The sequence below is a fragment of the Streptomyces sp. CY-1 genome, assembly GCF_047218265.1.
Classification (GTDB): domain Bacteria; phylum Actinomycetota; class Actinomycetes; order Streptomycetales; family Streptomycetaceae; genus Streptomyces; species Streptomyces niphimycinicus.
The window spans coordinates 1,784,408-1,808,350 of record NZ_CP178393.1 but is presented as its reverse complement, the minus strand read 5'-3'; the positions used below and the strand labels follow the sequence as shown (position 1 = coordinate 1,808,350).

Annotated in this window: 28 protein-coding genes and 1 pseudogene; 18 read left to right on the top strand and 11 right to left on the bottom strand. The window is 63.9% G+C overall.

What is annotated here, in order from left to right:
- Positions 1-3: 3 nt before the first annotated feature.
- The 18 genes from ACK1X7_RS07400 to ACK1X7_RS07315 all read left to right on the top strand — a co-directional run bounded on the left by ACK1X7_RS07400 (position 4) and on the right by ACK1X7_RS07315 (position 17,493).
- Positions 4-459, top strand: a complete 456-nt coding sequence (locus ACK1X7_RS07400) for a hypothetical protein (protein WP_413114814.1) — start codon at positions 4-6, stop codon at positions 457-459.
- Positions 460-649: 190 nt separating this feature from the next.
- Entirely contained in the window at positions 650-880 is a 231-nt protein-coding gene (locus ACK1X7_RS07395) for a hypothetical protein (RefSeq protein WP_413114813.1), read from the top strand.
- The gene (locus tag ACK1X7_RS07390) at positions 880-5,742 is read left to right on the top strand and encodes a hypothetical protein (protein ID WP_413114812.1); all 4,863 of its coding nucleotides are present in this window, start codon (positions 880-882) and stop codon (positions 5,740-5,742) included. Before ACK1X7_RS07395 ends, ACK1X7_RS07390 begins: the two co-directional genes overlap by 1 nt.
- Positions 5,739-6,602 carry a hypothetical protein gene (locus ACK1X7_RS07385; protein ID WP_413114811.1) on the top strand — a complete coding sequence of 288 codons (864 nt, stop codon included), beginning with the start codon at positions 5,739-5,741 and terminating at the stop codon, positions 6,600-6,602. Before ACK1X7_RS07390 ends, ACK1X7_RS07385 begins: the two co-directional genes overlap by 4 nt.
- Positions 6,589-7,881 carry a C40 family peptidase gene (locus ACK1X7_RS07380; RefSeq protein WP_413114810.1) on the top strand — a complete coding sequence of 431 codons (1,293 nt, stop codon included), beginning with the start codon at positions 6,589-6,591 and terminating at the stop codon, positions 7,879-7,881. The genes ACK1X7_RS07385 and ACK1X7_RS07380 overlap by 14 nt, the downstream gene beginning before the upstream one ends.
- Positions 7,881-9,167, top strand: a complete 1,287-nt coding sequence (locus ACK1X7_RS07375; protein ID WP_413114809.1) for a hypothetical protein — start codon at positions 7,881-7,883, stop codon at positions 9,165-9,167. Before ACK1X7_RS07380 ends, ACK1X7_RS07375 begins: the two co-directional genes overlap by 1 nt.
- A complete protein-coding gene (locus ACK1X7_RS07370) occupies positions 9,167-10,333 on the top strand; it encodes a hypothetical protein (protein ID WP_413114808.1) in 1,167 nt (388 codons plus the stop codon). Before ACK1X7_RS07375 ends, ACK1X7_RS07370 begins: the two co-directional genes overlap by 1 nt.
- 132 nt (positions 10,334-10,465) lie before the next feature.
- The gene (locus ACK1X7_RS07365) at positions 10,466-11,002 is read left to right on the top strand and encodes a hypothetical protein (RefSeq protein WP_413114807.1); all 537 of its coding nucleotides are present in this window, start codon (positions 10,466-10,468) and stop codon (positions 11,000-11,002) included.
- A 44-nt stretch (positions 11,003-11,046) separates the two neighbouring features.
- Positions 11,047-12,018 carry a N4-gp56 family major capsid protein gene (locus ACK1X7_RS07360; RefSeq protein ID WP_413114806.1) on the top strand — a complete coding sequence of 324 codons (972 nt, stop codon included), beginning with the start codon at positions 11,047-11,049 and terminating at the stop codon, positions 12,016-12,018.
- On the top strand, positions 12,018-12,290 hold the full coding sequence (locus tag ACK1X7_RS07355) for a hypothetical protein (protein WP_413114805.1): 273 nt from the start codon (positions 12,018-12,020) through the stop codon (positions 12,288-12,290). Before ACK1X7_RS07360 ends, ACK1X7_RS07355 begins: the two co-directional genes overlap by 1 nt.
- A 9-nt stretch (positions 12,291-12,299) precedes the next feature.
- On the top strand, positions 12,300-12,461 hold the full coding sequence (locus ACK1X7_RS07350) for a hypothetical protein (RefSeq protein ID WP_413114804.1): 162 nt from the start codon (positions 12,300-12,302) through the stop codon (positions 12,459-12,461).
- A complete protein-coding gene (locus ACK1X7_RS07345) occupies positions 12,461-12,589 on the top strand; it encodes a hypothetical protein (protein ID WP_413114803.1) in 129 nt (42 codons plus the stop codon). The genes ACK1X7_RS07350 and ACK1X7_RS07345 overlap by 1 nt, the downstream gene beginning before the upstream one ends.
- 74 nt (positions 12,590-12,663) lie before the next feature.
- Entirely contained in the window at positions 12,664-12,879 is a 216-nt protein-coding gene (locus tag ACK1X7_RS07340) for a hypothetical protein (protein WP_413114802.1), read from the top strand.
- On the top strand, positions 12,879-13,784 hold the full coding sequence (locus tag ACK1X7_RS07335; protein WP_413114801.1) for a hypothetical protein: 906 nt from the start codon (positions 12,879-12,881) through the stop codon (positions 13,782-13,784). Before ACK1X7_RS07340 ends, ACK1X7_RS07335 begins: the two co-directional genes overlap by 1 nt.
- A complete protein-coding gene (locus ACK1X7_RS07330) occupies positions 13,784-15,055 on the top strand; it encodes a hypothetical protein (RefSeq protein ID WP_413114800.1) in 1,272 nt (423 codons plus the stop codon). Before ACK1X7_RS07335 ends, ACK1X7_RS07330 begins: the two co-directional genes overlap by 1 nt.
- Before the next feature lie 11 nt (positions 15,056-15,066).
- Entirely contained in the window at positions 15,067-16,980 is a 1,914-nt protein-coding gene (locus ACK1X7_RS07325) for a hypothetical protein (RefSeq protein WP_413114799.1), read from the top strand.
- Positions 16,981-16,991: 11 nt separating this feature from the next.
- On the top strand, positions 16,992-17,216 hold the full coding sequence (locus ACK1X7_RS07320; RefSeq protein WP_413114798.1) for a peptidoglycan-binding domain-containing protein: 225 nt from the start codon (positions 16,992-16,994) through the stop codon (positions 17,214-17,216).
- Between the two features lies 1 nt (position 17,217).
- A complete protein-coding gene (locus tag ACK1X7_RS07315) occupies positions 17,218-17,493 on the top strand; it encodes a hypothetical protein (RefSeq protein WP_413114797.1) in 276 nt (91 codons plus the stop codon).
- A gap of 960 nt (positions 17,494-18,453) precedes the next feature.
- Here ACK1X7_RS07315 and ACK1X7_RS07310 read toward each other — a convergent pair.
- From ACK1X7_RS07310 to ACK1X7_RS07260, 11 genes and pseudogenes are all read right to left on the bottom strand, one after another.
- The gene (locus tag ACK1X7_RS07310; protein ID WP_413114796.1) at positions 18,454-18,738 is read right to left on the bottom strand and encodes a hypothetical protein; all 285 of its coding nucleotides are present in this window, start codon (positions 18,736-18,738) and stop codon (positions 18,454-18,456) included.
- Positions 18,713-19,012, bottom strand: coding sequence for a hypothetical protein (locus tag ACK1X7_RS07305; protein WP_413114795.1), 300 nt, complete (start codon positions 19,010-19,012; stop codon positions 18,713-18,715). Before ACK1X7_RS07305 ends, ACK1X7_RS07310 begins: the two co-directional genes overlap by 26 nt.
- On the bottom strand, positions 18,984-19,631 hold the full coding sequence (locus ACK1X7_RS07300) for a toprim domain-containing protein (protein ID WP_413114794.1): 648 nt from the start codon (positions 19,629-19,631) through the stop codon (positions 18,984-18,986). Before ACK1X7_RS07300 ends, ACK1X7_RS07305 begins: the two co-directional genes overlap by 29 nt.
- Before the next feature lie 31 nt (positions 19,632-19,662).
- Positions 19,663-19,722: pseudogene (locus ACK1X7_RS07295) on the bottom strand (hypothetical protein); the annotation flags it as partial.
- 68 nt (positions 19,723-19,790) lie between these two features.
- A complete protein-coding gene (locus ACK1X7_RS07290) occupies positions 19,791-20,240 on the bottom strand; it encodes a hypothetical protein (RefSeq protein ID WP_413114793.1) in 450 nt (149 codons plus the stop codon).
- Between the two features lie 172 nt (positions 20,241-20,412).
- Positions 20,413-21,147, bottom strand: a complete 735-nt coding sequence (locus ACK1X7_RS07285; RefSeq protein ID WP_413114792.1) for a hypothetical protein — start codon at positions 21,145-21,147, stop codon at positions 20,413-20,415.
- Between the two features lie 125 nt (positions 21,148-21,272).
- Positions 21,273-21,920, bottom strand: coding sequence for a hypothetical protein (locus tag ACK1X7_RS07280; protein WP_413114791.1), 648 nt, complete (start codon positions 21,918-21,920; stop codon positions 21,273-21,275).
- A 71-nt stretch (positions 21,921-21,991) separates the two neighbouring features.
- Positions 21,992-22,123, bottom strand: a complete 132-nt coding sequence (locus tag ACK1X7_RS07275) for a hypothetical protein (RefSeq protein WP_413114790.1) — start codon at positions 22,121-22,123, stop codon at positions 21,992-21,994.
- Positions 22,123-23,004: a PD-(D/E)XK nuclease family protein gene (locus ACK1X7_RS07270; RefSeq protein WP_413114789.1), complete on the bottom strand. Its 882-nt coding sequence runs from the start codon at positions 23,002-23,004 to the stop codon at positions 22,123-22,125. Before ACK1X7_RS07270 ends, ACK1X7_RS07275 begins: the two co-directional genes overlap by 1 nt.
- A complete protein-coding gene (locus tag ACK1X7_RS07265; RefSeq protein ID WP_413114788.1) occupies positions 22,976-23,719 on the bottom strand; it encodes a WhiB family transcriptional regulator in 744 nt (247 codons plus the stop codon). The genes ACK1X7_RS07270 and ACK1X7_RS07265 overlap by 29 nt, the downstream gene beginning before the upstream one ends.
- A gap of 9 nt (positions 23,720-23,728) precedes the next feature.
- Positions 23,729-23,905, bottom strand: coding sequence for a hypothetical protein (locus tag ACK1X7_RS07260; RefSeq protein ID WP_413114787.1), 177 nt, complete (start codon positions 23,903-23,905; stop codon positions 23,729-23,731).
- Positions 23,906-23,943: the final 38 nt, after the last annotated feature.

Genomic DNA, 23,943 nt, shown 5'->3' with positions numbered 1-23,943 from the left:
CCCATGGCGAGCGGTGGATACCGCAAGCCCAGTGCCCCCGCCCCGGTCTCCGGGCCGGGGGCACTGAGTAAGAGGACCGACGGCGGGCCATCCCAGCCGATCCGCACACCGTCCGGCGGCGCGTACGGCGAGCGCCAGCAACTCGAACAGCTCCAGCAGTCGGCGCCGCTGGCTGCCAGCCCCGGCGGAGACGTGGGCAACCCGCAGTCCGCCCAGGACATCACCGCGGATCTGGTCGGTTTCGACCAGCCGAGCCAGCAGCCGGACGTGCCCGTGACGGCGGGCGCCGAGCTGGGCGCCGGGCCGGGCCTGGAGGCCCTGGGCCTGCCTAACGAGCCCGACGAAGACATGCGGCGGCTCCTGCCCTACATCCCGGTTCTGGAGCACATGGCCAGCCAGCCGGGGGCCTCGAAGGCGGCCCGGAACCTGGTACGGCAGTTGAAGGGGATGGCCCCCTGATGGCGGGCAAGGCTGGCGCCAACCGAGGCGTCCGGAACAGCACCACTCGGATCACGGTCACGGACGTCGCCCTGATCCGCTATTTGCACGACCGTGGGTGGGGCTACCGCCGCATCGCGCGGCGTGTCGGGTGCTCCTGGGATATCGCCCGGGATGTTCTGCGTGGGAAAAGCTGGGAGTGGGTCAAGTAATGGAGTGGTTCACTCAGCTCGGCAATATGGCGGCGTTCATGCCGGACACCCCCGCCCTGGCCTGGGACTTCACACTCAATGGCGCGGACCCTGACACGGTCGGTTATGGCTTGGCCTACGGGCTCCAGGCGATGCCGACAGCCATCGATGTGTACTCGCCCGATGAGCCGTCTTTCAGTGCCCCGGACTTCGGAGGCATGAACGAGCAGGCTGATACAGGGGTGTTCTGATGGGCTTCGGGGATTGGATTAAAGACGGACTCGACAGCGTATCCAACGCGTTCAACGCCATCGACCGCTACACCAACCCTTTCCATTCCGACGTCACATGGCATCACGGGAATGCCACTCACAACCCTGAGAAGGATCAACCTCTCTCAGCGGCAGTCACCCCGATCAGCACGGGTCTAGAAAAGGCCATGGCAACCCTGAACTGGGCATACGACAACGGAGTCAGTCAGCCGTTGTCTACCGCGACCCTGGTCAGCGCTCAGGGGTTCGACAGTCTGGTGTCGGCATCCGATTGGGGAAAAGCCTGGCATGCGTCCAACAACATCAGCCCCGGCCAGGCAGTTTGGATTGGACTGACTAAGGGCGAGTCAGGCGCGGAAGCGGCGGTCAACTCTCCGCTTCGCTATGCCACGCCGCCCGCTTCAGCGCTGCCGCCGAATTGGAAAGACCTGAGCGAGGAGGAGCAACAGCAACTGCTCAAGCAGGCAGGTATGCCTGCGATCGGCAATGCCTATGTTGAGCGCCTTCGCCGAGACAGCGACTTCTTCAAGTACTCCAGTGGCGCCGTGGACTTTGGCCTGCGCTGGTGGGCTGACCCCGCCGTCCTAGCGGGCAAGGGAATCGGTCGAGCCCGACGCGGGGTCATTAAGCCCCGACCCAAGGGCGGCTGGACCACGACGGATATCAACGAGCTGATGTCAAATTCGACCATGACCAAGGCTCAGAAATTCCTGTGGGAGAACAAAGACAACCCCGCCCTACTGAACAACTTGACCATGGCCCGGCAGTCGGGCATGGGGCCGCGGTTCGGCGGCATCGTCTCCAAGCTCCAGTCACCGGACGAAGTCCATCAGTTCTTGCGTGTCTCCCTGGGCGACGTGGAGGCCAGGGCACAACTGGAGGGGGAAAACCTGCTGGCGGCCAACCGGATGCAGAAGGACACGGCCCGGCTGGCCGAGCTGGACCTGATGCGAGGCCGCTACGCGGGCATGCCCACCATGGAGCGCCTGGTCCAAGAGCGCATGGACGAGGTCACACGCCAGATCAACGCGGATGAGGATCTGGTGAGCCGCTACAACGGCATGCTGGACCACTACGCGGAGCTGGACGCCGTCAACCTCACCAGGTGGTCATTCGCCCGCGCGGAGCGCCGAACGGCTGCACAACGGGAGTTCAGGACCGGGCCCGCACGGGGCAGCACCGCTCGCCCGAGCCGGCCAGACCACCCAGCTATCGGCTTCTCGCGCGTGCACAGCGATTTCGACGGCACGCCACTGACGGTAGTACGGAGCTTCAAAGAGGCACATCCGAACGGGCTGATCTCCATCGATGACATCCATCCGGAATCAGTCGATGAACTACGCGGTCACATAGCCCGAATTCCGGGAATCGGGCCGGACATCCGCCAGGACATCCTGAACCGGTACCTAAAGACCGGCACCGAAGGCGAACGACTCGATGTCTTGGACAAGGTGGGCGCCCTTGGCGTGGGAAAAGTCGCGGAGAAGCACGGACTGTCGGCCGACGAGGGCCTGACGCTCTACAATGCGTATCGCTCGCGCATTGGCGCCCAGCAAGAAGGGCTGCGCCGTTATTCGGCCGCCACCATGCCAGGTGAAGCAATCCACGTGGATGAGTTCATGTCCGAGGGCGGCAAGTTGAGCGTGCACCCGAATATGGTCACACGGCTGGCGAATGACCACGTGATGATTGATCTGCAAGCCCTGGACAAGACGCTGGCCAGACACTCAAGCGCCATAAAGGCGTTGCGGAGGAAGGGCTACGGCAATCCCGACTGGATCACGGACCGGCTTGATTGGTTCAATCATCTGTGGAAGTTCGGGACGCTGTTCAGGTTGGGCTACATTCCCCGAGTCCTCGGTGACGATCTAGCCGGCCAGGTGGCCCGCCTTGGGGCAGCCACTATGGCAATGCGCGCCGGGTACGGCGTGAAGAATCTGGCTACAAACCTCGCCCACTGGAAACCTGCCAGTCACTATGAAGCGCGGGAAGAAGCGGCTCGCGAGGGACTGCGGTATGCGGACGAGGAGATTGCCAGGATCCAGCCATCCGCGCTCGCACTTCGTGCACGAGTGAAGGCGCACGAAGCGCTTAACCAGGGCCAAGTTGCCAAGGCGCAGAGATTGCGGCAGGCGGCAGAGACCAAATTGGCCGCCCTACCCCAAGATGCTCCTGCCGCGCGCCGGTCGGCGCTGGGGAAGCAGATCGAGAAGCACAAGAAGACCGAGCGCCTGGCTGCGGACCGCCTCAAGGCGGGACTGCCGAGCAAACAAGCGCGGTTGTCCGAACTGGACGAGCAGTTGGCGCACCTGGCGAGCGGTCGTGAGGACTCGTTGGCCGCGATCGATGTGGTGAAGTCGGCCCGGGAGCGGGGCTTTCGTCAGTCTAGTCAGCTCTACAAGTCGCCAGAGGTGGCCCCTGGCGTAGTCCTGCCGCCTGCCCTTGGGGGAAACAAGGGCGAGTACTTCCAAAAGATGATCTCTTCGGATGACTCGCTTCACAATCTGTTCTCCTCCAACAAGAAGCTGGTGCACAACAACCTGATTCGGTCCTTCAGCCACTCCGGTGTCTCGATCTCGTATCCGCAGGATTCCAAGCTCTTTGTCGCTAGCTGGCATCAGGCGATCAACACCCAGATCATGCAAGACCAGCTAGCCGTCCAGGCAGTCAAGGGTGCCTCCATCGAAGACATGACCAAGTGGCTCGTCGCCACACCCGCAGGGAGGGCGTACCGCAAGCGGCTTGGCATCAAGCACGCGAGCGACGAACGCGTTGCGGCCAGCGTGTACCACGATGTGGCCGAATACCTGCCGACGCCTGAGGTACGCCAGGCCGCCTTGAAGGGCGAGGCAGACGAGGCGTTTTTGACGAAAGCGGCTGACGACGGCATGCGGCCCTTCGAGGTTCACACGACTCAGCTAGGCGAGACCATGGCCGGGTCCAACCGCCTGAGCCAGGGGATGGACCGTGTCATTGACGCCTGGTTCAAGACGGTGGCCAGCCTCCCCGCGGACCGCATGGCTCGGCACCCTCTGTTCAATCAGCTCTACGAGGGCCACGGCCGACAACTGGCCGCTCAGGAGCTGAAGCAGGGCGCCAAGTTGGCCCAGAAGGACGCCGACCGCATCGCCGAGACCGCGCGTCGGCTGGCCTTGAGGGACACGCGCAAGCTCGTCTTCGACATCGCGCACCGCTCCGACGCCGCCCACGCCCTCCGGTTCATCTCCCCCTTCTTCGCGGCCACCACGGAAGCCTGGCAGCGGTGGAGCCGCATCGTCGCCGACCGCCCCCAAGTCGTCGGCTATGCGCACAACTTCTTTAACGCGCCGGCTAGCTGGGGCTGGATGCAAGACCAAGACGGTAACCGGATTCTTGCCGACGGCACGGTCATCGACCCCGTCACAGGAAAAAAGCGTCTGGTGCCCAAGGGGGACCGGTTCATCATGGCCAGGGTCCCCAAGTTCCTTGCCGACAGCCCTGTTGGCAAAGCATTTGGGATGGACCCTAGCGGCCGATGGTTGATCTCCCAGGACTCCATGAACCTGGTCACCCAGGGTGACCCGTGGTTCAACCCGGGAACTGGCCCGATCGTCAGTATCCCCGTCAACGAATTCGTCAAGGACAAGCCCTCTGACGCTGAGCTGGCTCGCAAGCTCGGTGTTCTCCCCTTCGGGCCGGTGACTGGTGGGTTCTTGGGACAGAACCCGCTGGGGCGGGCGGCCGACCAAGTATTGCCCCCAGCCGTCAAGAACTTCTTGACCGCATTCGACACCAGCGACGAGCGATACCAGCGCGTCAAGCTCCAGATCATGCAGCGTGCGGCCTATGAACACGCCAATCTCGGCAAGCCGATGCCATCAGCCGAAGAGATAGCCAGCATGACCAGGAACTATTGGCTCTTCTCGGCGACGTCCGCCTTCCTCCAGCCGTTCGCCACTCAGAAGCCGGACAATTACCAGTTCTTTCGCGACCAGTACAACAATCTGCGCCGCAAGAACCCGCTTACTGCCGACGAGGAATACTTGAAGCGCTTTGGCGAGTCACATTTCATCTTCGCTCAGGCGACCTCTGACGGTTCCGGAATCCCAGCCACGAAGAAGGCCGTACAGCTCTCGAAGGAGTACGGCGACATCATCGCCACGAACCCCGAGCTGGCCGCGCTCATCGTCGGCCCGGAGGGCAATGGCCCCTTCTCTCCAGAGGCGTACGCGTATCAGCTCACGACGCCCCTCATTCCTGGCGGTGCGGAGATGCAGCGCCGGAAGCTGTCGGCCGACGAGGCCATGGCGGAGAATCAGCGCCGCCTGGGTTGGGCCAGATACACCGGCATGATGAATCGCATCTCCGCGGAACTGCACAAGCGAGGGCTCAATAGCTTCGCCGACGAAGGCGCCGAGGACTTGACGAACATGCGGGCTGCCGTGGCCCGGCTGTACGGAGACCCCCTCATGCCTGACGGCTCACGCAATCCGTACTACAACAAAGAGTGGAGCAAGGACTTCTTCACACTCGACGCTCGCCGGTACGACCGCCTTATACCGGCAATGACCGAGGTGGCCAATTCTCGGCTGGCCGACCACCCCAATCGAAGCGACCTTCGCGTCTTGCGTGAATATCTCGTAGGCCGGAAGGCCGTGCTGGCGGTCCTCGTTGAGCGAGACAAAGATGGCGGAGCCAAAACGCTGGGAGCCAAAGCGAACGCGGATCTGGCTCAGTCGTGGAGCCGATACGTGGACAGTCTCATTGAGAAGGATACTCGGTTCGGTGATCTCCATCACCGTTACCTGGCGCGCGATATGGGCGTGGATCTCCAGGACATAGCCAATGAGGAGGCGGAGTGACCATCACGGGCAAGGGCGACCCCTCCAGCGATGAATTGGTGATCTTGAAGAAGTACTTCGGCGCTGGTGGTGGAAAGTCGAGCGGCAGCGGCCGGGTTTTCATGGGTACGACGTGGGAGACCAGTGGCCCGCACGGAAGTTCTGGATCAGTCGCCCCAGAGAAGAAGCCCACGAGCATATGGGTTTCCGAGGAAGACGCTCTGGGCGACTTCTACAACTGGTCGAGCAAGCAACAGCGGGACTTTCTGGCGAAGGGCATCATTGGCGGTCAGCTCAAGTTGGGAGACGGGCCAGTTGAGGCCGGGAAGCTCTGGTCCAAACTGGTCAAGGAGGCCGCGAAGTACGGTGCTGCTGACAAGAAGGTATCTCCTCTCGACATCCTAGCCGCCTATGTCGGAAGTTCTGGCGGAAAGTCCGCATGGGTGCGGCAGGGCGATTTCGAAATCAACAGCGTTACCGGAGAGAAGCGATACGTCGGCCCACGGTTCAAGACCGAGACTCAATCCCGGGTAGACCTGACTGACCCAGACACCGCGCGGGCAATGGCGACGAAGCTATTTCAGGACATGATGGGCCGCGACCCCGGAAGTGGCGAGCTGACCGCATTCGGTAGGGCCCTGAATGAGGCCGAGCGATCGAGTCCCGTCGTCCAGACGACGACCACCGAATATGACATGAAGACTGGCGAGTCGATCGGCGCCAACACGACGTCTAGCGGCGGACTCACCGCCGACGCTCGGGGCTACCTCGGGGAACAGCAGATCAAGAAGAAGAAAGAGTACGGCGTCAACCAGGCAGTCACGACCTATCAGAACGCGCTGGAAAGCCTGATCTATGGGGCCCCTGATGGCGCAGGGTGAGGACATCGTTAGCACGGCCAGATCGGCTCTTGGAGTGCCCTATGTCTGGGGTGGCAACAGCCTGAAGTCTGGAGTTGATTGCTCAGGACTCGTGCAACAGTCCTTTCTCCAGTACGGCATCAGTCTGCCTCGCACGACGTACGAACAGATCAACGTTGGCTATTCGGTCCAGCCCAACAAGCTCAGGCCCGGAGACCTGGTCTTCTTCGATACGGACCGCAAACGGTCCGGCCCGGACCATGTCGGGATCTACATCGGTGGCGGAAAATTCATCCACGCCCCACGGCCGGGCCAGGGCGTGAAGGTCAGCTCGTTGGCTGAGGGCTACTACATGGACCGCTGGATGGCTGGTCGTCGGATACCCGGCGTCCAGGCTGACCCGTCCAGTGGCGGCGGCTTCGCTGAGGAAGTGGCTCCCCGGCTCGACGCCCACGAGTTGGCGGAGACGTACGGCATGTCGTACGCATTCTTCAAGAGCCAGCCCAGCCTGATGAAGCTACTGAAGCAAGCGGTGGGCGGCCAGTGGACGCCGGACAAGTTCCAGGCCGAGGTCAAGAACTCCAGTTGGTGGAGGAAGAACAGCTCAACAGCGCGGCAGGCTCAAATCCTCCAGAAGACCGATCCGGCAACCTACAAGGCTCAGATGGAGGCGGCTCGCGTCGCGGCCCGCCAGATGGCGGTGAAGATGGGCGCCATCCTGCCGGACTCCAAGGTCATCCAGCTCTCCAAGAATATGGTGCATTTGGGTTGGCAAGACGCCCAAGTTGCCAATTTTCTCGGTCAATACGTGAAGTTCGGGAAAGACCACACTCTGGGCGGGGTGGCTGGGCAGGCCGCCAAGCAGATCAAGAATGAGGCTTACAACCTCGGGCTATCCGTCACCGAGCAGTCGATTCTGAATAACGCTCAGTACCTCGTCCGCGGCCTCACCACCATGGAAAAGATCCAGGCCAGCATGCGCGAGCACGCGGCGGGGCTCTACCCTGCATTCGCTGACCAGCTCAAAGCCGGGGCGACCATGAAGGACATTGCTCAACCCTACGTCCAAGTGCTCGCCGAGGAACTGAACCTGCCCGAGTCTGACGTCGACGTGTTCAACCCCAAGATCAAACAGGCGATCAATCGAGTGGACTCCAAGGGCCAGCCGACGCCCATGGATCTGGACGCCTTCACTCAGTCGGTCCGCAATGACCCGCGCTGGCGTCGAACGCCAGGGACGGCTGAGAAGACGTTCAACGTGGGCCGTCAGGTTCTCTCTGACATGGGGCTGGGGTTCTAATGGCTACGACCTTCGAGGCTTTCCTGTGGAGCCTCACACAGCAGGAATCGGGCGGCAATTACCGAGCCATCGGCCCATGGGTCAACGGTGACAGAGCATATGGCCGATACCAGGTCATGGGTGCCAACGTGGGCGCTTGGACAGCGAGGTACTACGGGCGACGGCTAACGCCACAGCAGTACCTCGCCAATTCGGCCGCCCAGGACGCGGTGGTCCGCGGTGTGCTCGGCGGCTACTACAAGAAGTATGGCGCTCGTGGTGCCGCCGCCATGTGGTACTCGGGCCAGCCAAACCCCAACAAGACCTACGGCAACCCGCCCGTCTACAAGTACGTCAACAGCATCATGACGCGGGCGGGAGGCTACTCCGGCCAGAAGGTAGGTGGCGGCTACTCGCCATCCGCTCCTGTTACCGTCAAGCTCTCAAGCTCGGAGCTAGCCGAGCGATACGGCCTGTCCTCCAGGCTCATCAACAGTTCGTCGGAACTGAAGCGGCTCTTCTCTCAGGCGGTAGCCGGCCAGTGGTCGGCAGCCCGCTTCCAAGCGAGCCTGAAGAACTCCAAGTGGTGGCGAACTCAGTCTTCCACTCTGCGGAAGTACATCACCCTTCAAGCCACCGATCCGGCGACCTTCAAGCAGAACTGGAAGAACGCGCAATACAAAGTCAACCAGCTCGCCGTTCAGGTCGGCGTCGGGAACCAGATCAACGGCAAGGGCGGCAGCTCGGCCATCTTGAAGGAAGCCATCTACAACGCACTGGCGCTCGGCTGGTCGGATGCCCGGATCAAGGACTGGCTCGGTTCTCGGGCGAAGGTGAACGACGGCATTATGTGGGGCGAGGCTGGTGAAGCGTGGGACAAACTCCATGAGATTGCGTACTTGAACGGGATGAAGTACTCCACCGACTGGTATAAGCGCAATTCAACGGGCGTGGCCTCCGGCAAGGTAACCGTGGAGACTGTGGAGGACCACATTCGCAGTCAGGCGGCTGCCCGCTTCAAGAACTTCGCCGATCAGATCAAGGCCGGACAGAACGCAATGGACCTAGCCGCCCCGTACATCAAGAGCCTGTCCACCCTGCTGGAGCTGCCCGAAACGGATGTGGATCTCTTCGAGAAGCACATCTACAACGCCATGGCCGGTGACCACGCGGGCCAGAACTTCCCGCTGTGGCAGTTCGAGAACTACGTGCGCAACGATCCACGCTGGAAGAAAACAAACAACGCCCGCGAAAGCATGATGACCGTGGCCCGCCAGGTGGCCAAGGACTTTGGGATGGCCTACTGATGAGCACGCCCGCGCAGAACGTCCCCGAGGAATGGCAGGACACGATAGATCTGCCGGAGCCAGGGCAGATCGACCGCAAGGCCCTGGACAAGGCACAGAAAGACCTCTCGACCCGAAAGCGTCACGCGGCGCTCTACAAGGCGGAACTCGGCACATACCAGAAGAAGATCAAGCAGGCTAAGGACAACAAAGCAAAGATCGACTGGTACAACAAGCAGATCGCCAACATCAAAAAGGAACAGACAGCTAATGATGCGAAATTGGCCACTGCGCAGAACGACGTTTATACGGCCAGCGGCCAGTACGACAAGTTGCTCTCTGGGGACAACAGGGATGCCTATCTTGCGCTGAAGTCTCTGTTCGGGGCCTATGGCTTGGGATCGCTGGCGGGCAAAATATTCGACTACGTGAAACAGGGATACGGCGCCGACACCATCGGCCTGCTGCTCCAGGACACCAAGGAGTACAAGGAGCGCTTCGCAGCGAATGAAGCCCGCACGAAGGCGGGTCTGCCGGTCCTGAGCCCGGCTGACTACCTGTCTGCCGAATCTTCGTACCGGCAGATTCTCTCGGCTGCTGGCCTACCAAAAGGGTTCTATGACGACCCTGCCGACTTCCGGAACTGGATCGCGGGCGATGTCTCGCCGACCGAGGTGAAGAGCCGGGTGGACATGGCAGTCCAGGCCACCACCCAGGCGAACCCGGCGTACAAGGGGGCCTTGTACCAGATGTACGGCATCAACGAGGCGGACCTGACCGCCTACTTCTTGGACCGCAAGAAGGCCGAGCCGCTGCTGAAGAAGCAGGCCAGCGCCGCCGCTATAGGGGCCGCCGCGCTTCGCCGCGGGTTCGCTCTAGATCGATCGGAGCTGGAGAACTACGCCACATACGGCATCACGCCCGATGAGGCCGAGGCGGGATACGCGAAGATCGCCGATGGCTTCGAGCAGATGCTAGGCATCGCTGGCCGATTCGGCGATACCTGGAATCAGCGCATGGCCGAACACGAAGTTTTCGAGCCTGGCCTTTCCGAGAAGTGGAGCCCGTACAGCAGCGAGTCGGCCAGTGAGAAGGGCAAACGGCTGCGCTCTCAGGAACGGGCTCTGTTTTCCGGGGGCAAGGGAAGCTCAAGCCAGGGCTTGTCAGCCGGATACCGGCAGACATAGCGAATTGCGCTGGACGGATGTACTCTCCGCCGCTGACGGACCGACCGGCCCCGTTCGAAGAGAAGTCCGGCAGCGGAGCGCGACCCCGATCCCCGTCGGGCTAGCTGGCCGTGAAGGCGCGGGAGATAAGCAGTGAGCGAATACAGCTTTGGCTATGACGAGACCGACGATTCATCGTCGGACCTGGGCGAGACAGGCAATGGCCAGCAGGGGCCCAAGTGGTTCCGCGAAGGGCTCAGCAAGCTCTCCAACCAGGTGCAGGAGCTGAAGGCGGAGAACGATCGCCTGAAGGCCGAACAGCGTCAAAGCGAAGTGGCTGACCAGCTCAAGGCAAAGGGTTACGCCCCAGCAGCCGCAGGGCTGTTCATGGGCGAGCCTGAGAAGCTGGACGAATGGCTGACGGCGAATGGCGCCGCGCTGGCCAAGCTGCCGACTGCTCCAGGGGAGCAGGAGGGCGGCGAGGGCGAGACGCAGATAGGGCCTCCCGCCTCCACCGTTCCAGATGACGGTCAGGAACAGATGCAGCGCATGCAGGAGCAGGGCACGCAAGGCGTGGCCCCTCCGCAGGGCTCGGACAAGGAGCTGGCCGCCGCGATAGTCGCGGCAAAGACTCCGGAGGAGTTCGCCGAGCTGATGCGGGCGTACGGTTCGCCGTACGACTGGTCCTGACCTCTCCCCGATCCCTTCGGCATCCCTACTGGGGGTGAGAGGCCATGGCAAACGCGTATACCGATACCTCAGCAATGAGCAACGCCGTTCAGACGGCGTATGACAAGTACTTCGAGTTTCAGCTTCGGTCCCAGCCGCTGTTTCGTGCGGTAGCAGACAAGCGGCCGACGGACCTGACGGCGCCCGGCAGTTCCATCGTTCTGGAGATGTACCAGGACCTGGCGACGGCCACCACAGCGCTGACCGAGACGACCGACCCGGACAGCGTGGCCATCGGCAACCCGACCACGAAGACCTTGACACTGGCGGAGTACGGTTCGCCGGTCCTGCGAACCCGCAAGCTCCAGCTATTCAGCATCTCCGATGTTGACCCGGCCATCGGCAACATCGTCAGCTTCAACTGCGCTGACTCGGTGGACGTCATTGTTCAGACCGAGTTGCGCAGCGGCTCGAACCTGATCCAGCGCAAGGCCGGTGCGGTCTCCTACGTCACCAACGCCAGCGTCTCCACGGTGGCAACCACGATGGCGGCCACCGACTCCTTCAACAGCGCGATTTCTCGACTGGCCACAGCGAAGCTGAGAACCAACAAGGCCGTTCCTCGGAAAGGCTCGCTCTACTGGTGCGCCATTCACCCGGAGGTCTCCCACGACCTGCGGGCCGAGACCGGCGCTGCGGCCTGGCGTGACCCCCACAACTACAGCGCGGCCGGGAACATCTGGGCCGGTGAGATCGGCGCCTATGAGGGCGCGTTCTATGTTGAGTCCCCTCGCTGTTACAACGCCGTGGACGCCGGTACCGGCGACAACACCGTCCGTCGATTCCGGACCTACTTCGCGGGTCAGCAGGCCCTTGCGGAAGCCGTGGCCGACGAGTTCCACATCGTGGCCGGTCCGATCGTGGACAAGCTGGCCCGCTTCCGCCCGCTGGGCTGGTATGGCGTGGCCGGCTGGAAGCGCTACCGCGAGGAAGCCCTGATCCGGGTCGAGACCACGAGCACAATCGACAGCGCCTGATGACCGATTGGACGTTCCGGACCCCATCTGTTGATGAGGGTCCGGCGTCCTGGGAGAACCCATTGTTCTACCGGGTCAAGCTCGCCCGAGGGATCTCGATTCTGGAGACCTCCGGCGCTTACCGGGCGATCAGGTTCCCCACTCAGGACGAGATCGCAGCAGCCACAGCCGCCTACATGGGCGGGCACGAGTACACCGTCTCGGATGCCGTGAAGGCCGCGCTCATCGCAGGCAACGTCGGCGTTACCGAGGTCAATTTCACGGCTCAGTAGGAGAACGCCATGGCCGGATACAAGACCACCGCGAAGGCAGCGATGGCCAAGAAGCCCACCCCCGCGAAGAAGGCCGCCGCCAAGAAGGCCGCCGCCAAGAAGGCTGCGGCAAAGAAGGTCGCCACCGCCGCGAAGTCCGGCGGCCGGAAGATGAACCCACGAGGCAAGTGATGGCTGACGACGAGAAGTGCTGCCCCAAGGGCAGCGGTGGCAACTCGACCATTACCAATCAGGATGAGGCCGAGATCCTGGCCCGTACCACCGGCACCTTGCCCATACGGACCGAGGGGCAGCAGTGAGCGGTGAAAACTGCACGTCCGGTTGCCGGACGAGAGCCCACGAAAGCTACGGGGAGTGCCTACGCGACAAGGGCGTGAACACGTACCTGGCCACTCCCAGCCGGGGCCTGGACGGTACGGCACAGAAGCGGTGGGACCACGAGCTGGACCTGTATAGGAAGGTTCGCAAGGAGGGCATCCAGCCTGACGGGACCACGCTGAACCAGATCACCGATGCCATGCGGCGCAGTGACACGGCAGGGATGGCATACGGCCGCGACTTCAACAAGGCGACTCCGATCGAGGCGTGATGGCGACCTTCGACCAGATCATCATCCGCGTGCGCCAACAGCTCCAGGGCTACACCCTGAGCCAGGCCAGCGTCTCCGAGCTGGCCGCGCCCATGTCGGCTGCGGACACGTCCTTCCAGTGCGACGCCAGCACCGTGACGAACCTGTCTCGCGGCCTGGTCGAGATTGACGATGAGCTGGTCCTGGTCAAGACCTTCGATGCGACGTCTGGCGTGGTGAGCGTCATGGGCCTGGCCAACGGCCGCGGGGTCGAGGGCACCACAGCAGCCAGCCATGCGGCGCATGCCCTCGTGACCTCAGACCCGGCCTTCCCGCGCCAGCGGATCAAGGAAGCCATCAATGACACCGTGACGGGCCTGTACCCGCATCTGGTGGTGTTCTCCACCACCGAGATCACGTACAACGCGGCGCAGGTCGAATACGAACTACCGGCCGACGTCGATGACGTCTGGTACGTGGTGGCGCGCACGGTCGGGCCGTCGAAGGTGTCCCAGCCCATGCCGGACTGGCGGTACAACCCGAAGGCCCGCACCGCGGACTTCATCAGCGGCAAGTCAATCCAGCTCTTCGACGCCATCACACCCGGCCAGCCGGTGCGCATCGTCTACGCCAAGCCCCCGGCTCCGCTGGTGGCCGGCTCGGACGACTTCGCCGTGACCGGCTATCCCTCCCGGATGACGGACCTGGTGGTCTACGGGGCGCTGAAGCGACTCCTGCCCGCCCTGGAGTCGGCCAGGCTCCAGCAGCAAGCCGTAGAGGCCACCGAGCGGGCTCCGCTCGTGCCGCCGTCGTCGGCCGCCAAGGCCGTGAACCTGTACGCCTCGCTGTACGCAGAGCGCCTGGAGGAAGAGCGGGCCCTGATGTTCGCCGAGATCCCCAACTACGCCATGTTTCAGGGGTCCTGATGGCCAACGCCTACTACTACAGCAACACGGCCCAGGAGACGACGCTATCCGGGTCCATCTCGGCTGGCGCCGCCTCCATAACCGTGGGCGCCACCACCGGCTTCCCCGGCAGCTTCCCGTACGTCCTGGCGCTCGACTACGGCGCCAGCGCTGAGGAACTGGTGAGTGTGACGGCTGCCGCTGGGACAACCCTTACTGTCAGCCGCGGATTCAGTGGCACCAGTGCGCAGACCCACAGCCTGGGCGCCAAAGTGCGCCACGTCTACCACGCTGGTGATGCCACCGACTTCCGGACGCACGAGGGCGCCACGGTGGCCGTGCACGGCGTGACGGGCACGCTGGTGGGCACGAGCGACACTCAGACACTGGCCAACAAGACACTGACAGCACCCGTCATCAGTGGCGGCGGCTCGTTCGCCGGAACGTTCACCGGCGCGCCCACCTTTTCCGGGGCCGTCACCTTCACGGGAGGCCCTGCGTTCAACCGGGGGCTGAACACGGACGTGGCCCAGTCGGCCACGGTGACGGGCGACACCTTCGACCGCCACCGCGTGTACGCCGACGGCCTACACGAATGGGGACCGGGCTCGGCCGCCCGAGACGTCCGAATGTACCGAGCGGCGGCCGACACGTTGGGGCTGGACGACACCTTCCGCGTCGTTCGCGGCGCCGCCACAGACGAGGCTCAGCAGACCCGTGCCACCGGAGACACTGCCTCGCGGCACATGGTGGAAGCCAGTGGCAAGCACTGGTGGGGGGACGGGGCGAACGCCCCCGACACGAACCTGTACCGCGCGGCAGCCGGGGCCCTTCGGACCGACGGGACTCTGACCGTCATCGGCAACGTGGCCGCTGCCAACATCACCACGGGCACCTGGACCAGCTACACACCCACCTGGACGGCGTCGACCACCAATCCGTCCCTCGGTAACGGGATCTTGATCGGCAAGTCTGCCCTGATAGGCAAGACATGCCACGGTCACATCAACCTGGTCACGGGGACCACGACAACCTACGGATCGGGCACGTGGTCCTGGGCCTTGCCTTTCACATCCGCCAATGACGGCACAACGAGGATCGGCACCGCACACATGCTATCCGGCGGCTACCGAGCATCCGGGGACATCGTCATCTCACCGAACGCGACCACGGCGAGCATCTACTTCCCGGCTGCCGCCGACACCCGCATGGCAGGCGCTAGCGCCACCTACCCGATCACCTGGACACAATCAGACCAGATCCGTATCACCTTCACCTACGAGACCGCCTGAGGCAGGACGGCATGGCAGGCATCGTCTCCCGGCTCCCGTTTCCCCTCTCGGGGCGCACGGCCTCAGCCAGCTCCAGCTACGCCCTGACCGATGTGGCGTACGACTACGCCATCGGCGGCATGCCGTGGCTCTCGGCCATCAGCGACGACCGGCCCATGACCAGGGCAGGAGCAGAGATCCGCAAGGATCAGGTGGACCAACAGCAGATACCGGGCGAGCAGTCCCTTGCTGGTTGGTGGCTGCGGTCGCAATCCACATTCGTGGGTGGGGCCGGAGTCCTCTATCAGGACCCCTCCACCGACAATCAGTACGCCATCCGCTTCGCGGAAAGCGTCGGCGTGAATCCCTGGACCAACGGCAGGCTGACGCTCCTGAGGAGCACGAGCCAGCGCCTCAGCGACGCCTCGGCGAACCGCGGCTTGGTGCTCGGCTGGACGGACGGGACAGACCGGGTCTGGTACGCCGTGGGCAACGCCTTGAAGAGCGACACCGGCAGTGCCACCACCACCATCACCTGGGGTGGTGCCAACACCATCAGGGCCTTGGCGAGCGACGGCACGAACTACTTCGCGGCCGACAACGTGGCCGTCTACAAGGGCGCTGGGAATGGCGCCGGGGCATCGTGGACGACGACCGGCACGACGGCCGTGATTCTCGGCTGGGCCAAGGGGCGCATGATGGTAGCGCTCGACAACAAGGTCTACGAGACCGACAGCACCGGCACCAAAACTCTGCGCTTCACACACCTGAACCCCAGCTTCGTCTTCACCGCCTTCGCCGAGGGCACGAACGCTATCTACGCATCCGGCTATGCCGGGTCGCAGTCGTCCATCTACAAGTTCGTGCTCGACAGCTCCGGCAACGTGCCGACCCTGGCAAGCGGCGGTGTCCAGACGGCACAGCTCCCCCTGGGGGAGACCGTGCTGAGCATGACCACCTACCTGGGCGCATTCGTCGGCATCGGCACGAACAGGGGCTTCAGGGTCGGCCAGATCGATGACAACGGCGACATCCAGTACGGGCCACTGCTGATCTCCAACGCCAACGGCGTGCAGTCCATCGCGGCCTATGACCGTTTCTTCTTCGTCGCGGCGACGAACGGCATCGATGGCCAGTCCGGGCTGTATCGCGTGGACCTGGGCCAGCAACTGGCCGGCTCGGAGGTCTCGCCCGCCGCCCGCTGGGCGTACACCACTGATCTCCAGGCCAAGGTCACAGGCGAAGTGTCGAGCGTCACCAACTTTGGCAACACCGACCGCATGTGCTTCGCCGTGGTCGGCCAGGGGGCCTTCCTTGAATCGGCCTCCACGCTGGAGAACACGGGCTACCTGAAGACGGGCAGGGTGCGCTTCAACACCTTGGAGCCGAAGCTGTTCAAGTTCGTCTCGGTCAAGACGCCACTTTCCCTGGCTGGCTCGGCCGGCGTGTCGGTGATCGACCCCGGCGGGGCTGATACATCCATCCTCACCATCACTGAGGGCTCTTCGACACCCATTGAGAACGTGGTCTTGGGGGCGCCCATGGCGGCGGTCGAGTGGATTCAGCTCAAGATCACGCTGGGCCGCTCTGGCTCAGATGCCACCAAGGGTGGAGAGGTCACCGGGTGGCAGCTCAAGGCCATGCCCGGCTCGGTCCGGCAGCGAGTGTTCACGCTTCCGCTGCTCTGCTTCGACGTGGAGAAGGACCGAACGGGCCAGAAGGTGGGTGGGGAAGGCCGGACCCTGCCGCGGCTCGAAGCCTTCGAGCAGCTTTTCGCCCGAGGTGACAGCGTGGTCTTCCAAGATCTCCAGAACGACGTGTCATACCTCGTCGTCATCGACAACTACCGATTCGAGCAGAAGGCGGCTCCGGCCAACAACCGGAGCACCTACGGCGGAGTGCTCTGGGTGGAGCTACGCACCATTGCGGATGTGATCACGACGTGACGGCCCGCTGGATGCCCCGAGTCATCATCATTGCCCCAGCCAACGAGGCCGAGCACGAGGCCGTACGGACGGCCCAGCGAGCTCTGAGGGTGCCCGAGACGGGCGAGATGGACGACGCCACGAAGACCGCTCTGCGGGGCGTGCAGACCTTGTTCAAGCTCCCTGTGACGGGGGTCCTGGACAACGAGACCGCGAGCGCGTTGGACCGCCTACGGCCACCATCGCTGAGGGAGTGAGATGAGATCGACAGTGCTACAGCTCGGTGTGGCCGCGTTGGTCATCGCGGGGTTTGTTGTTCTGACCCTCAAGGGCGCGGACACAACCGGGTTCGTGGCGCTGGTCGCGCCGGTCCTCGGCGCGGTGTTCGTCATCAATCACCTGGACCACCGATCCGACCAGCAGGACATGATCTTGCAGCGCATCAGCGAGCAGACGAACGGCGTGCTGGACAAGCGCATCAAGGACGGCGTGCGAGCTGCCTTGGATGAGTCAAGAAACCGCATGACAGAGTGAGCCGCTAGTCTGTAGCCATGACCGGTTCCCCCGCGCACGCCGCCGAGCCACTCCGCGCGCACACGGAACAGGTGCTCGCGCTCGCGGAACGGGCGGTTGCAAGGTTGCTGGACAACAAGGGCGTCAAGTACAGCCTCCCTGACCAGTGGCTTCAGTGGCTTCCGCCTGCGCGCGACTTGCGTGAGGTGTACGTGGCCACCGGGGCAGACAAAACCCATGCTGCTGCCAGCCTCATGCTCCGGGCAGGCCGGATCGTCGCCAACTTCAGCACCACACTGGACCAACAGGCCAGTAGGCGACTCCGAAGGCACTTGCTGACGTCCGTTGAGGACGAAACGGGCCTGCCGTCGATCACGGCGCTGATCACTGGCGACAGCTCCACGGCCACGTTCGGGTCAGGCGCTCCCCTGTCGCAGCAGCAGGCCGCCGAGGCAGCCGAAGCGTGGCGCGCCGTCTACCGCATAGCGCGAGACGTTGTTGAGCGGAGCATTTGCGTTCAACACTACGCATTTGAGCACCATCCACCCCCGCTTGAGACGTCTCCGTGCGGGGTGATTGGCTTCGCTGCCCCTCGTATCCCTCGGGCACCTGGACGGCCGGTGTACTCACCGGTCCAATCCAGTCTGGGTGTAGCTGCCTGATCAGCTCACCTCACACAATGCCCGAGGTCGATCGAAAATGTCCGACTTTCTTGCGGGCCTGCCACCGTGGCAGCTCGCATTACTGCTTGTGTTCCTCGGTGTCCCGCTGCTCCTGGGGTGGGTCTATGCCATTCGGTGCATCACGCGGTGGGTGAGGCTGCTGCCGCGCTGGGTGCGCGCCTCGATGCGTCGCGCGCTGTTGCGCTTGCATGGCATTACCGGCCGTGCCCTGAACCTCCTCAGCGACGGGGATAACGCCACACGTCGATAGGTGCGGCTGGACTCGGAGCGGCGGCCCCACGGCCGCCGCTCTTCTGCCTCATGCCTCGGGCTCGATGATCTCGACTTCGCCCTGGAGCCGGTCCGGCAGCTCCGGCGGAGCCATGGCGGCCCAGCCGTTGCCGACAGGCGCGGCGGCCACAATCCGGCCAGGGCTCGCCGGCTCAGGGCTGACGTCCGCGGACTCGCCTCCGGCCAGGTCGATGATGCGCCGGAACTTCCGTATCAAAGTGGGCTCGTCATCGGTCGGCCGAAGGGTGACCGTGACGTCGTCTCCGGTGTCCACCCGGACCTGACCTCTACCGATTGTCAGGGTCAGCGCCATTGGTGCCCTCCGCTCGTACGGGCATGACGCGGATGATGCCCAAGACCGGGCCGCCGTCATGCAAGATCTTCAAGACGCCGTCTTCGGCCGTCACCGAGGCGTCGCCAGACAGCAGCAACTCATAAGCATGTCCGCCAGCGCTGTACGCCACCGCATACGGCGGGCGTCGCTCCAACTGGGGAGCGGCAACGGCCTGCTGGTCCTGCGGTAGCTCCTCCTCTTCTTCAGGTGTCAGTGGGGGCTCTTCATCCGTGGATGAGTCGCCGGAGGCCATGGGCTCCCTCCTTGCAATAGAGGCTGTTCACGTCCTCCCCCTTCGGGAGTCGGACGGGCCTCGCCTTGACCTCGCGGGCGAGGAACTTTCCAAACTTGCGCCCGGCAGTGTCCGGGTCGCCGAATACATAGATCGTGTCGAAGTCATCCAGGCACTTGGAGAAGTGCTGTTGCCAGTTCTCCACTCCAGGCACGCCGACAGCCGGAAGCCTGGCCATGGACAGCGTGGCGGCGTCTAGTTCGCCCTCGGTGACACAGATGAAGGGACTGTCCCGCTTCAGGTCCAGCACGTTGTAGAGGTTGGAGTCCATGCCGTCCATGGACAGGTACTTGGGGCAGCCCTCGGCCTTGCAGCCGTGCACCCGCAGACAGCGGAACCGCATGTTCACCACGCCGGATGGGGTGATGTACGGGATGGCCAGTCGGCCGGCGTACGACTCGTGGCCGACTAGCGGACTACGCACTACGCCCAGGCGGTACGTAGCGGCGGCCTGGCCGTCGAACCCCCTTTCCTTCAGATACTCCTGGGCGCTGGTATCGACCGCGAGGTCCGCGGCGTAGGTCGATGCCGCTGTCTCGAAGAATTGCCTCTGCTCGCTCGTAAGCGTCTGCACGGTCACAGCCCTCCATGAGCATGATGAGAGTCAGCGCCGTGCCGCGTGCGTCACAGGCGAAGCAATGGAACAAGCCCTTCTCGATCGAGACGGACATGGAGGCCCGGCGCTCACCATGGACCGGGCACAGAACAAGGGTGTTGCCCCATCGGGACTCACTCAGGTTTACCCCGTAGTGGAGGAGGACGGGGGCGAGGGGGAGGGGCGCGCTTCCCCCGCGATCAGATCCCGAAGCACGATCACGGCCATGGCCAGGTCCATACGTACCCATGTCCACGCCTCCCGCTCTTGGTGCCGATACAAGCCGGTGGCCTGCCAGACGGGCATGTAGGCGTCCCACGCCCCTACCGCCTTCTGCATCTTCCTAACGATCAGCAGACACAGCGGATTGCCCGCTTCGTCTCGCTGCTTCAGGGTCTGCTCGACCCAGGTCTGAAGACGGGGCTGCTTAGCTCGCTTGATCTGGATCGTGGTCAGCGGTACCCCATCGATGTCCCCCTGGTCGTCCGCGCGACCTTCGCGAAGGCGGCGATCGGCACCGGTCCAAGTACCCCGCAGGTACTTCGCGGCCATGCGCTCGGTCTCGGCCCCCGCGGCGTGGTTCCGGTTGGTCACAGGCACCTCTTCATGTGAGCCATGGCATACATAAACGCGATCGTCTGGCTGAAGTAGCTCAGACCATGGACGGCCCCGGCCTCCCACGGGCAGAGGTGCGTCCAAGTCCAACTGTCACCGGCCTTAAAGACTCGGGCCTTGGCCACGGGCTGATCTCGGCTGATGCGAGTGGTCACCATCCCTCCCGTTGTGTGTAGTCGTGTTGATCTCCGCCCCAGCCGCCGTAGATGCGACGGGGCACGTAGTCACCGACGAAGGACATAGCGGCGTCGAGTTGCATCGGGAAGTGGTTGTCCGCGTTCGCGTCAGCTTTGGCGTGACGGTTCTTCACGCACGCCACATGCAAGTCCCCGACGTCTGTGACACCGCAGGTGACGATCAGTTCCGGGATGGCGGCCACCTTGCCGTGGATGTCCGAACGACGCGGGCAGGGGCGCTTGGTCCGTTCGCTGTCGCTGGCGTGATGCACCAGGAGGACGTGGGCCCCCGTCTCCCTGGCCAGAACCTTGGACTGGCGCATCAGGTCCCGCAGGGAACCCCATTCGTCCCCCGTGTCGTGGCCGATGTCTGAGGCGATGTCCACCACGATCTGGTCCGGGTACCGACCCTCGGTCTCGTGGTAGGCATACGTCGACAACCAGACGTCATCCAGGCTGGGGTCTGGCATGAAGTCCCAGCGGATGAAGTCGAAGGCCGCCAACAGTCGTTTGGCCTTGTCGGACTCCTGGCGAAGCCACTGCTCGGTGGTATCCGTCGGCGTGCGGGTACTGATCGCCAGCAGCCGGCTAGCCACCGTGTCCTGGTCGGAGTCAGTGCTGAAGGCCAACGTAGGGACCCTCATGTTGACCAGAGCGTTCAACATGATCCGGGTCTTGTGGGAGCCGGGTATCCCGGCGAGCATGCTCACGCTCGCCCGCCGGAAGCGGATTCCGCGGGACTCCCAGGAAGCGAAAGCGGGGGGCAGCGGCTCTTTGCCGACTGCCCCCCGCGTTACTGAGCGCGAGAGCGTGAGCATTTACATGTTCCCGGCGGTCATGCCGGAACCGGGTTCCAGGGAGCCAGAGACTGGACGACGTCGGCAGATACCCAGTACTGACCGTCGCCCGCGAATCTGATCTTGCCTTTGAAGTACTGCTGATTCTTTTCTCGGTACGGCTTGAACTCGGTATCACCGCGAGGGACCGTGATCTTGTAGACGCCTTGCGGCCAATCCGTCGGCCGGGGCTTCGGTCCGTTGCGGGCGCCAGCCGCCGGGGCGCCGCCCTGCTGAGCTGGGGCCGGAGGCGCGGGCGGAGTCGGCGGACCGACGTAGCCCGGCGCCTGCGGTACGGAGACGTTCGGCCCGAACGGCGGCCCCTGCGGGGGCGTCGGCGGCCCAGCCGGGCTCACTGGGCCTACGCCCTGGGCGACCTGCATTTCGGCTTTGATGTGGCTGTAGACGGACGCGGCGGTGGTGGTGACACCGCCGTCCAGGAGTGCCTGAAAGCGCTCATTGATCTCGGTCGGGGTGTTCCCACGGACCACGATCATCGGCCCACGAGCGTCCATGCTGATCGTGTAAATGTGGTTGTGGGGGTTGTCCGGGTAATCAGGGAAGCCCGCCGGGACGCCGGTCGTCACCTGGCCGTCGTAGTCCTCGTCGTAGCCTTCCTCCGGGACGGCCTGATCGGTGTCGCTCATCGTTCTCCTTGTCGATCGCGTTGCGGATGCAGTCGGGGTAGTGGCCGCACTGTTCGCAGCAGGCCCCGCAGTCACAGCCGGGGAGCATCGGCCTTCGGCGCCCGATGACGCCCCTGGGGCCGCAGCTTCTCCCTGGCCCACATGGCGAACCACATGGCTCCATTCACCAGGGCTGCCGCTATGGCAAGATCAGAGCCGGTCATCAGGCAGCCGCCTTCTTGTGGTCGGGGTGGTTAGGGTGGTCGGGGTCGTAGATGTGGGCCAGCGGTCCGTTCTTCACGAAGCAGGCGTCCGAGACATCGCAGATGAAGCACTCGGAGTCGTAGCCGTCGGCGGGGAATTCGCCGCGCTCGATCTGCTTCCACGCTTCGCCGTAGAGCTGACCGACGGCCTCAGGTGTGTACTCCTCCAGGTCGAACGGTCGGCCGACGGTGCCCTTCCGATTCATGAAGGGGATACCGCTGTGCACTGTCACCCCGTACTTGGCCTCGATGAGGGCCGCGTACGTCCCGAACTGATCGGCTGTCTTTGGCGGACGCTTGCCGGTCTTGAGGTCCACTACTTCCAGATGCTCGAAGACCGGGTCCCAGAAGAGCCTGTCCGTATATGCCTTGATCTCGACTGGGCAGCCGGGGAGATAGCCCGACACGTCCAGCTCAATCGCCGGCTGACCGTCCGGCGTCGTCCAGATCTGCCACGGGCTCCGCTGGCGCCAGTCAATGTATGACCGGATGAACTGGGGACCGAGCTGATTCCAGACGTCGACCGGCTCTGTGGAGGACCGACGCCACCGGTTCTCGTTCGGCTCGCTTCGGCGAGCTGTTGCCAGCTCGGCCTGAAAGTAGAGCTGCCAGCGGGCCTCCACGTCGAAGCGCTCTTCCTCGCCCATTACGGCAAGGCGGTCATATTCTTCGGTCGCCATGTGGACGGCTGAGCCACCGGCCAGCCACAGCGCGGGGCGCTTCGGCGCCCCGGCGATGCGGCTGAGGAAGTAACTCTTGGCGCAGCGCAACAGCGTCTCTCGGGAGCTGTGGCTGATATGAGAAACCCGCCGCTCAGGCGGCGGGCTCTTCGTCTCGGGCACGATCGGGCCTTCCCTCGTACTCCATGATCAGCGCCGGCTTCGGATCGTGGAACTTCACGTCCTCCCGCCGGACCCACTTCCGCACTCGGCTTTTACCGGAGTGGACATTCATCAAGAGCCAGAGGCCGTCTGCGGTCTCGCCCTGGTAGTAGCCGTCGGCCACCAGGCCGTTATGACGGACCCAGGCGTCCAGCCGTCCCCTGGCCTCTGGGAAAGGCGGCTCGCCTTGCCGCGTCGGGATCGGCTCCGGCAGGCTCAGAATCTTGGCTCTTCGGGCTCCCTCGGCTTTGAGGTGGGCCCGCCATTCGGTGACCAACTCTTCCGCTAGGCCAGCCGATACGCCGGTGAGCCGACGAATCTCGATCCATGGGACGGCTGGGTCGCGGTCGCGGTAGACGGACAGCGCTCGTCCCCATGCAAGCCGTCGCTCGGGCGGCCACTTCTTCGCCGCCTTGGGCAGCGTCTGCCGGATGAGATAGCGCTCACGCTGGTCGTACCCGCCCCAGACGCCGTATTCCTCGCCCAAGGTGTCTCGGCGGCACTGGTGCATCACCGGGCATCCGTGACAGATCTTCTTGGCCTCGTTCCACAGCGCCTGTGCGTCGGCGCTCGGCGGCTTGTCCGGCGTCCCGCCGCCGTCGGCGAAGAATTCGCCGGGCGGGTGCCCGCGGCATGCCGCCTGGGGCCACCATCTCCGCTCGGGGTCGTATAGCACAGCGCGCCCTTATCGACACAGCGCGTAGGCGATGGTGAGCCCGAGAAGGCACCCAATGGCGGACATGATGACGGTCGTGCCCACCTCCCACCACCATTCGGGGCTCTCCAGGGCATCGGCGATGCGACCCCACAAAGCAGAAAGGCCGCCTCGCAGGCGGCCCGCAATCAACTTGGTCTTCTTCATGTTGTTGTTCCTCTTGGTGGACAGATACAGGGATAGAC

Bases quoted from the DNA above. Each gene is read 5' to 3' on its own strand.
- ACK1X7_RS07345 (WP_413114803.1), top strand. From the start codon at position 12,461: ATGGCTGACGACGAGAAGTGCTGCCCCAAGGGCAGCGGTGGCAACTCG.
- ACK1X7_RS07380 (WP_413114810.1), top strand. From the start codon at position 6,589: ATGGCGCAGGGTGAGGACATCGTTAGCACGGCCAGATCGGCTCTTGGA.
- ACK1X7_RS07330 (WP_413114800.1), top strand. From the start codon at position 13,784: ATGGCCAACGCCTACTACTACAGCAACACGGCCCAGGAGACGACGCTA.
- ACK1X7_RS07400 (WP_413114814.1), top strand. From the start codon at position 4: ATGGCGAGCGGTGGATACCGCAAGCCCAGTGCCCCCGCCCCGGTCTCC.
- ACK1X7_RS07305 (WP_413114795.1), bottom strand. From the start codon at position 19,012: ATGGCCTCCGGCGACTCATCCACGGATGAAGAGCCCCCACTGACACCT.
- ACK1X7_RS07325 (WP_413114799.1), top strand. From the start codon at position 15,067: ATGGCAGGCATCGTCTCCCGGCTCCCGTTTCCCCTCTCGGGGCGCACG.
- ACK1X7_RS07350 (WP_413114804.1), top strand. From the start codon at position 12,300: ATGGCCGGATACAAGACCACCGCGAAGGCAGCGATGGCCAAGAAGCCC.
- ACK1X7_RS07360 (WP_413114806.1), top strand. From the start codon at position 11,047: ATGGCAAACGCGTATACCGATACCTCAGCAATGAGCAACGCCGTTCAG.
- ACK1X7_RS07275 (WP_413114790.1), bottom strand. From the start codon at position 22,123: ATGACCGGCTCTGATCTTGCCATAGCGGCAGCCCTGGTGAATGGAGCC.
- ACK1X7_RS07395 (WP_413114813.1), top strand. From the start codon at position 650: ATGGAGTGGTTCACTCAGCTCGGCAATATGGCGGCGTTCATGCCGGAC.
- ACK1X7_RS07370 (WP_413114808.1), top strand. From the start codon at position 9,167: ATGAGCACGCCCGCGCAGAACGTCCCCGAGGAATGGCAGGACACGATA.
- ACK1X7_RS07280 (WP_413114791.1), bottom strand. From the start codon at position 21,920: ATGAGCGACACCGATCAGGCCGTCCCGGAGGAAGGCTACGACGAGGAC.
- ACK1X7_RS07375 (WP_413114809.1), top strand. From the start codon at position 7,881: ATGGCTACGACCTTCGAGGCTTTCCTGTGGAGCCTCACACAGCAGGAA.
- ACK1X7_RS07355 (WP_413114805.1), top strand. From the start codon at position 12,018: ATGACCGATTGGACGTTCCGGACCCCATCTGTTGATGAGGGTCCGGCG.
- ACK1X7_RS07310 (WP_413114796.1), bottom strand. From the start codon at position 18,738: ATGGCGCTGACCCTGACAATCGGTAGAGGTCAGGTCCGGGTGGACACC.
- ACK1X7_RS07335 (WP_413114801.1), top strand. From the start codon at position 12,879: ATGGCGACCTTCGACCAGATCATCATCCGCGTGCGCCAACAGCTCCAG.
- ACK1X7_RS07260 (WP_413114787.1), bottom strand. From the start codon at position 23,905: ATGAAGAAGACCAAGTTGATTGCGGGCCGCCTGCGAGGCGGCCTTTCT.
- ACK1X7_RS07315 (WP_413114797.1), top strand. From the start codon at position 17,218: ATGAGATCGACAGTGCTACAGCTCGGTGTGGCCGCGTTGGTCATCGCG.
- ACK1X7_RS07320 (WP_413114798.1), top strand. From the start codon at position 16,992: ATGCCCCGAGTCATCATCATTGCCCCAGCCAACGAGGCCGAGCACGAG.
- ACK1X7_RS07390 (WP_413114812.1), top strand. From the start codon at position 880: ATGGGCTTCGGGGATTGGATTAAAGACGGACTCGACAGCGTATCCAAC.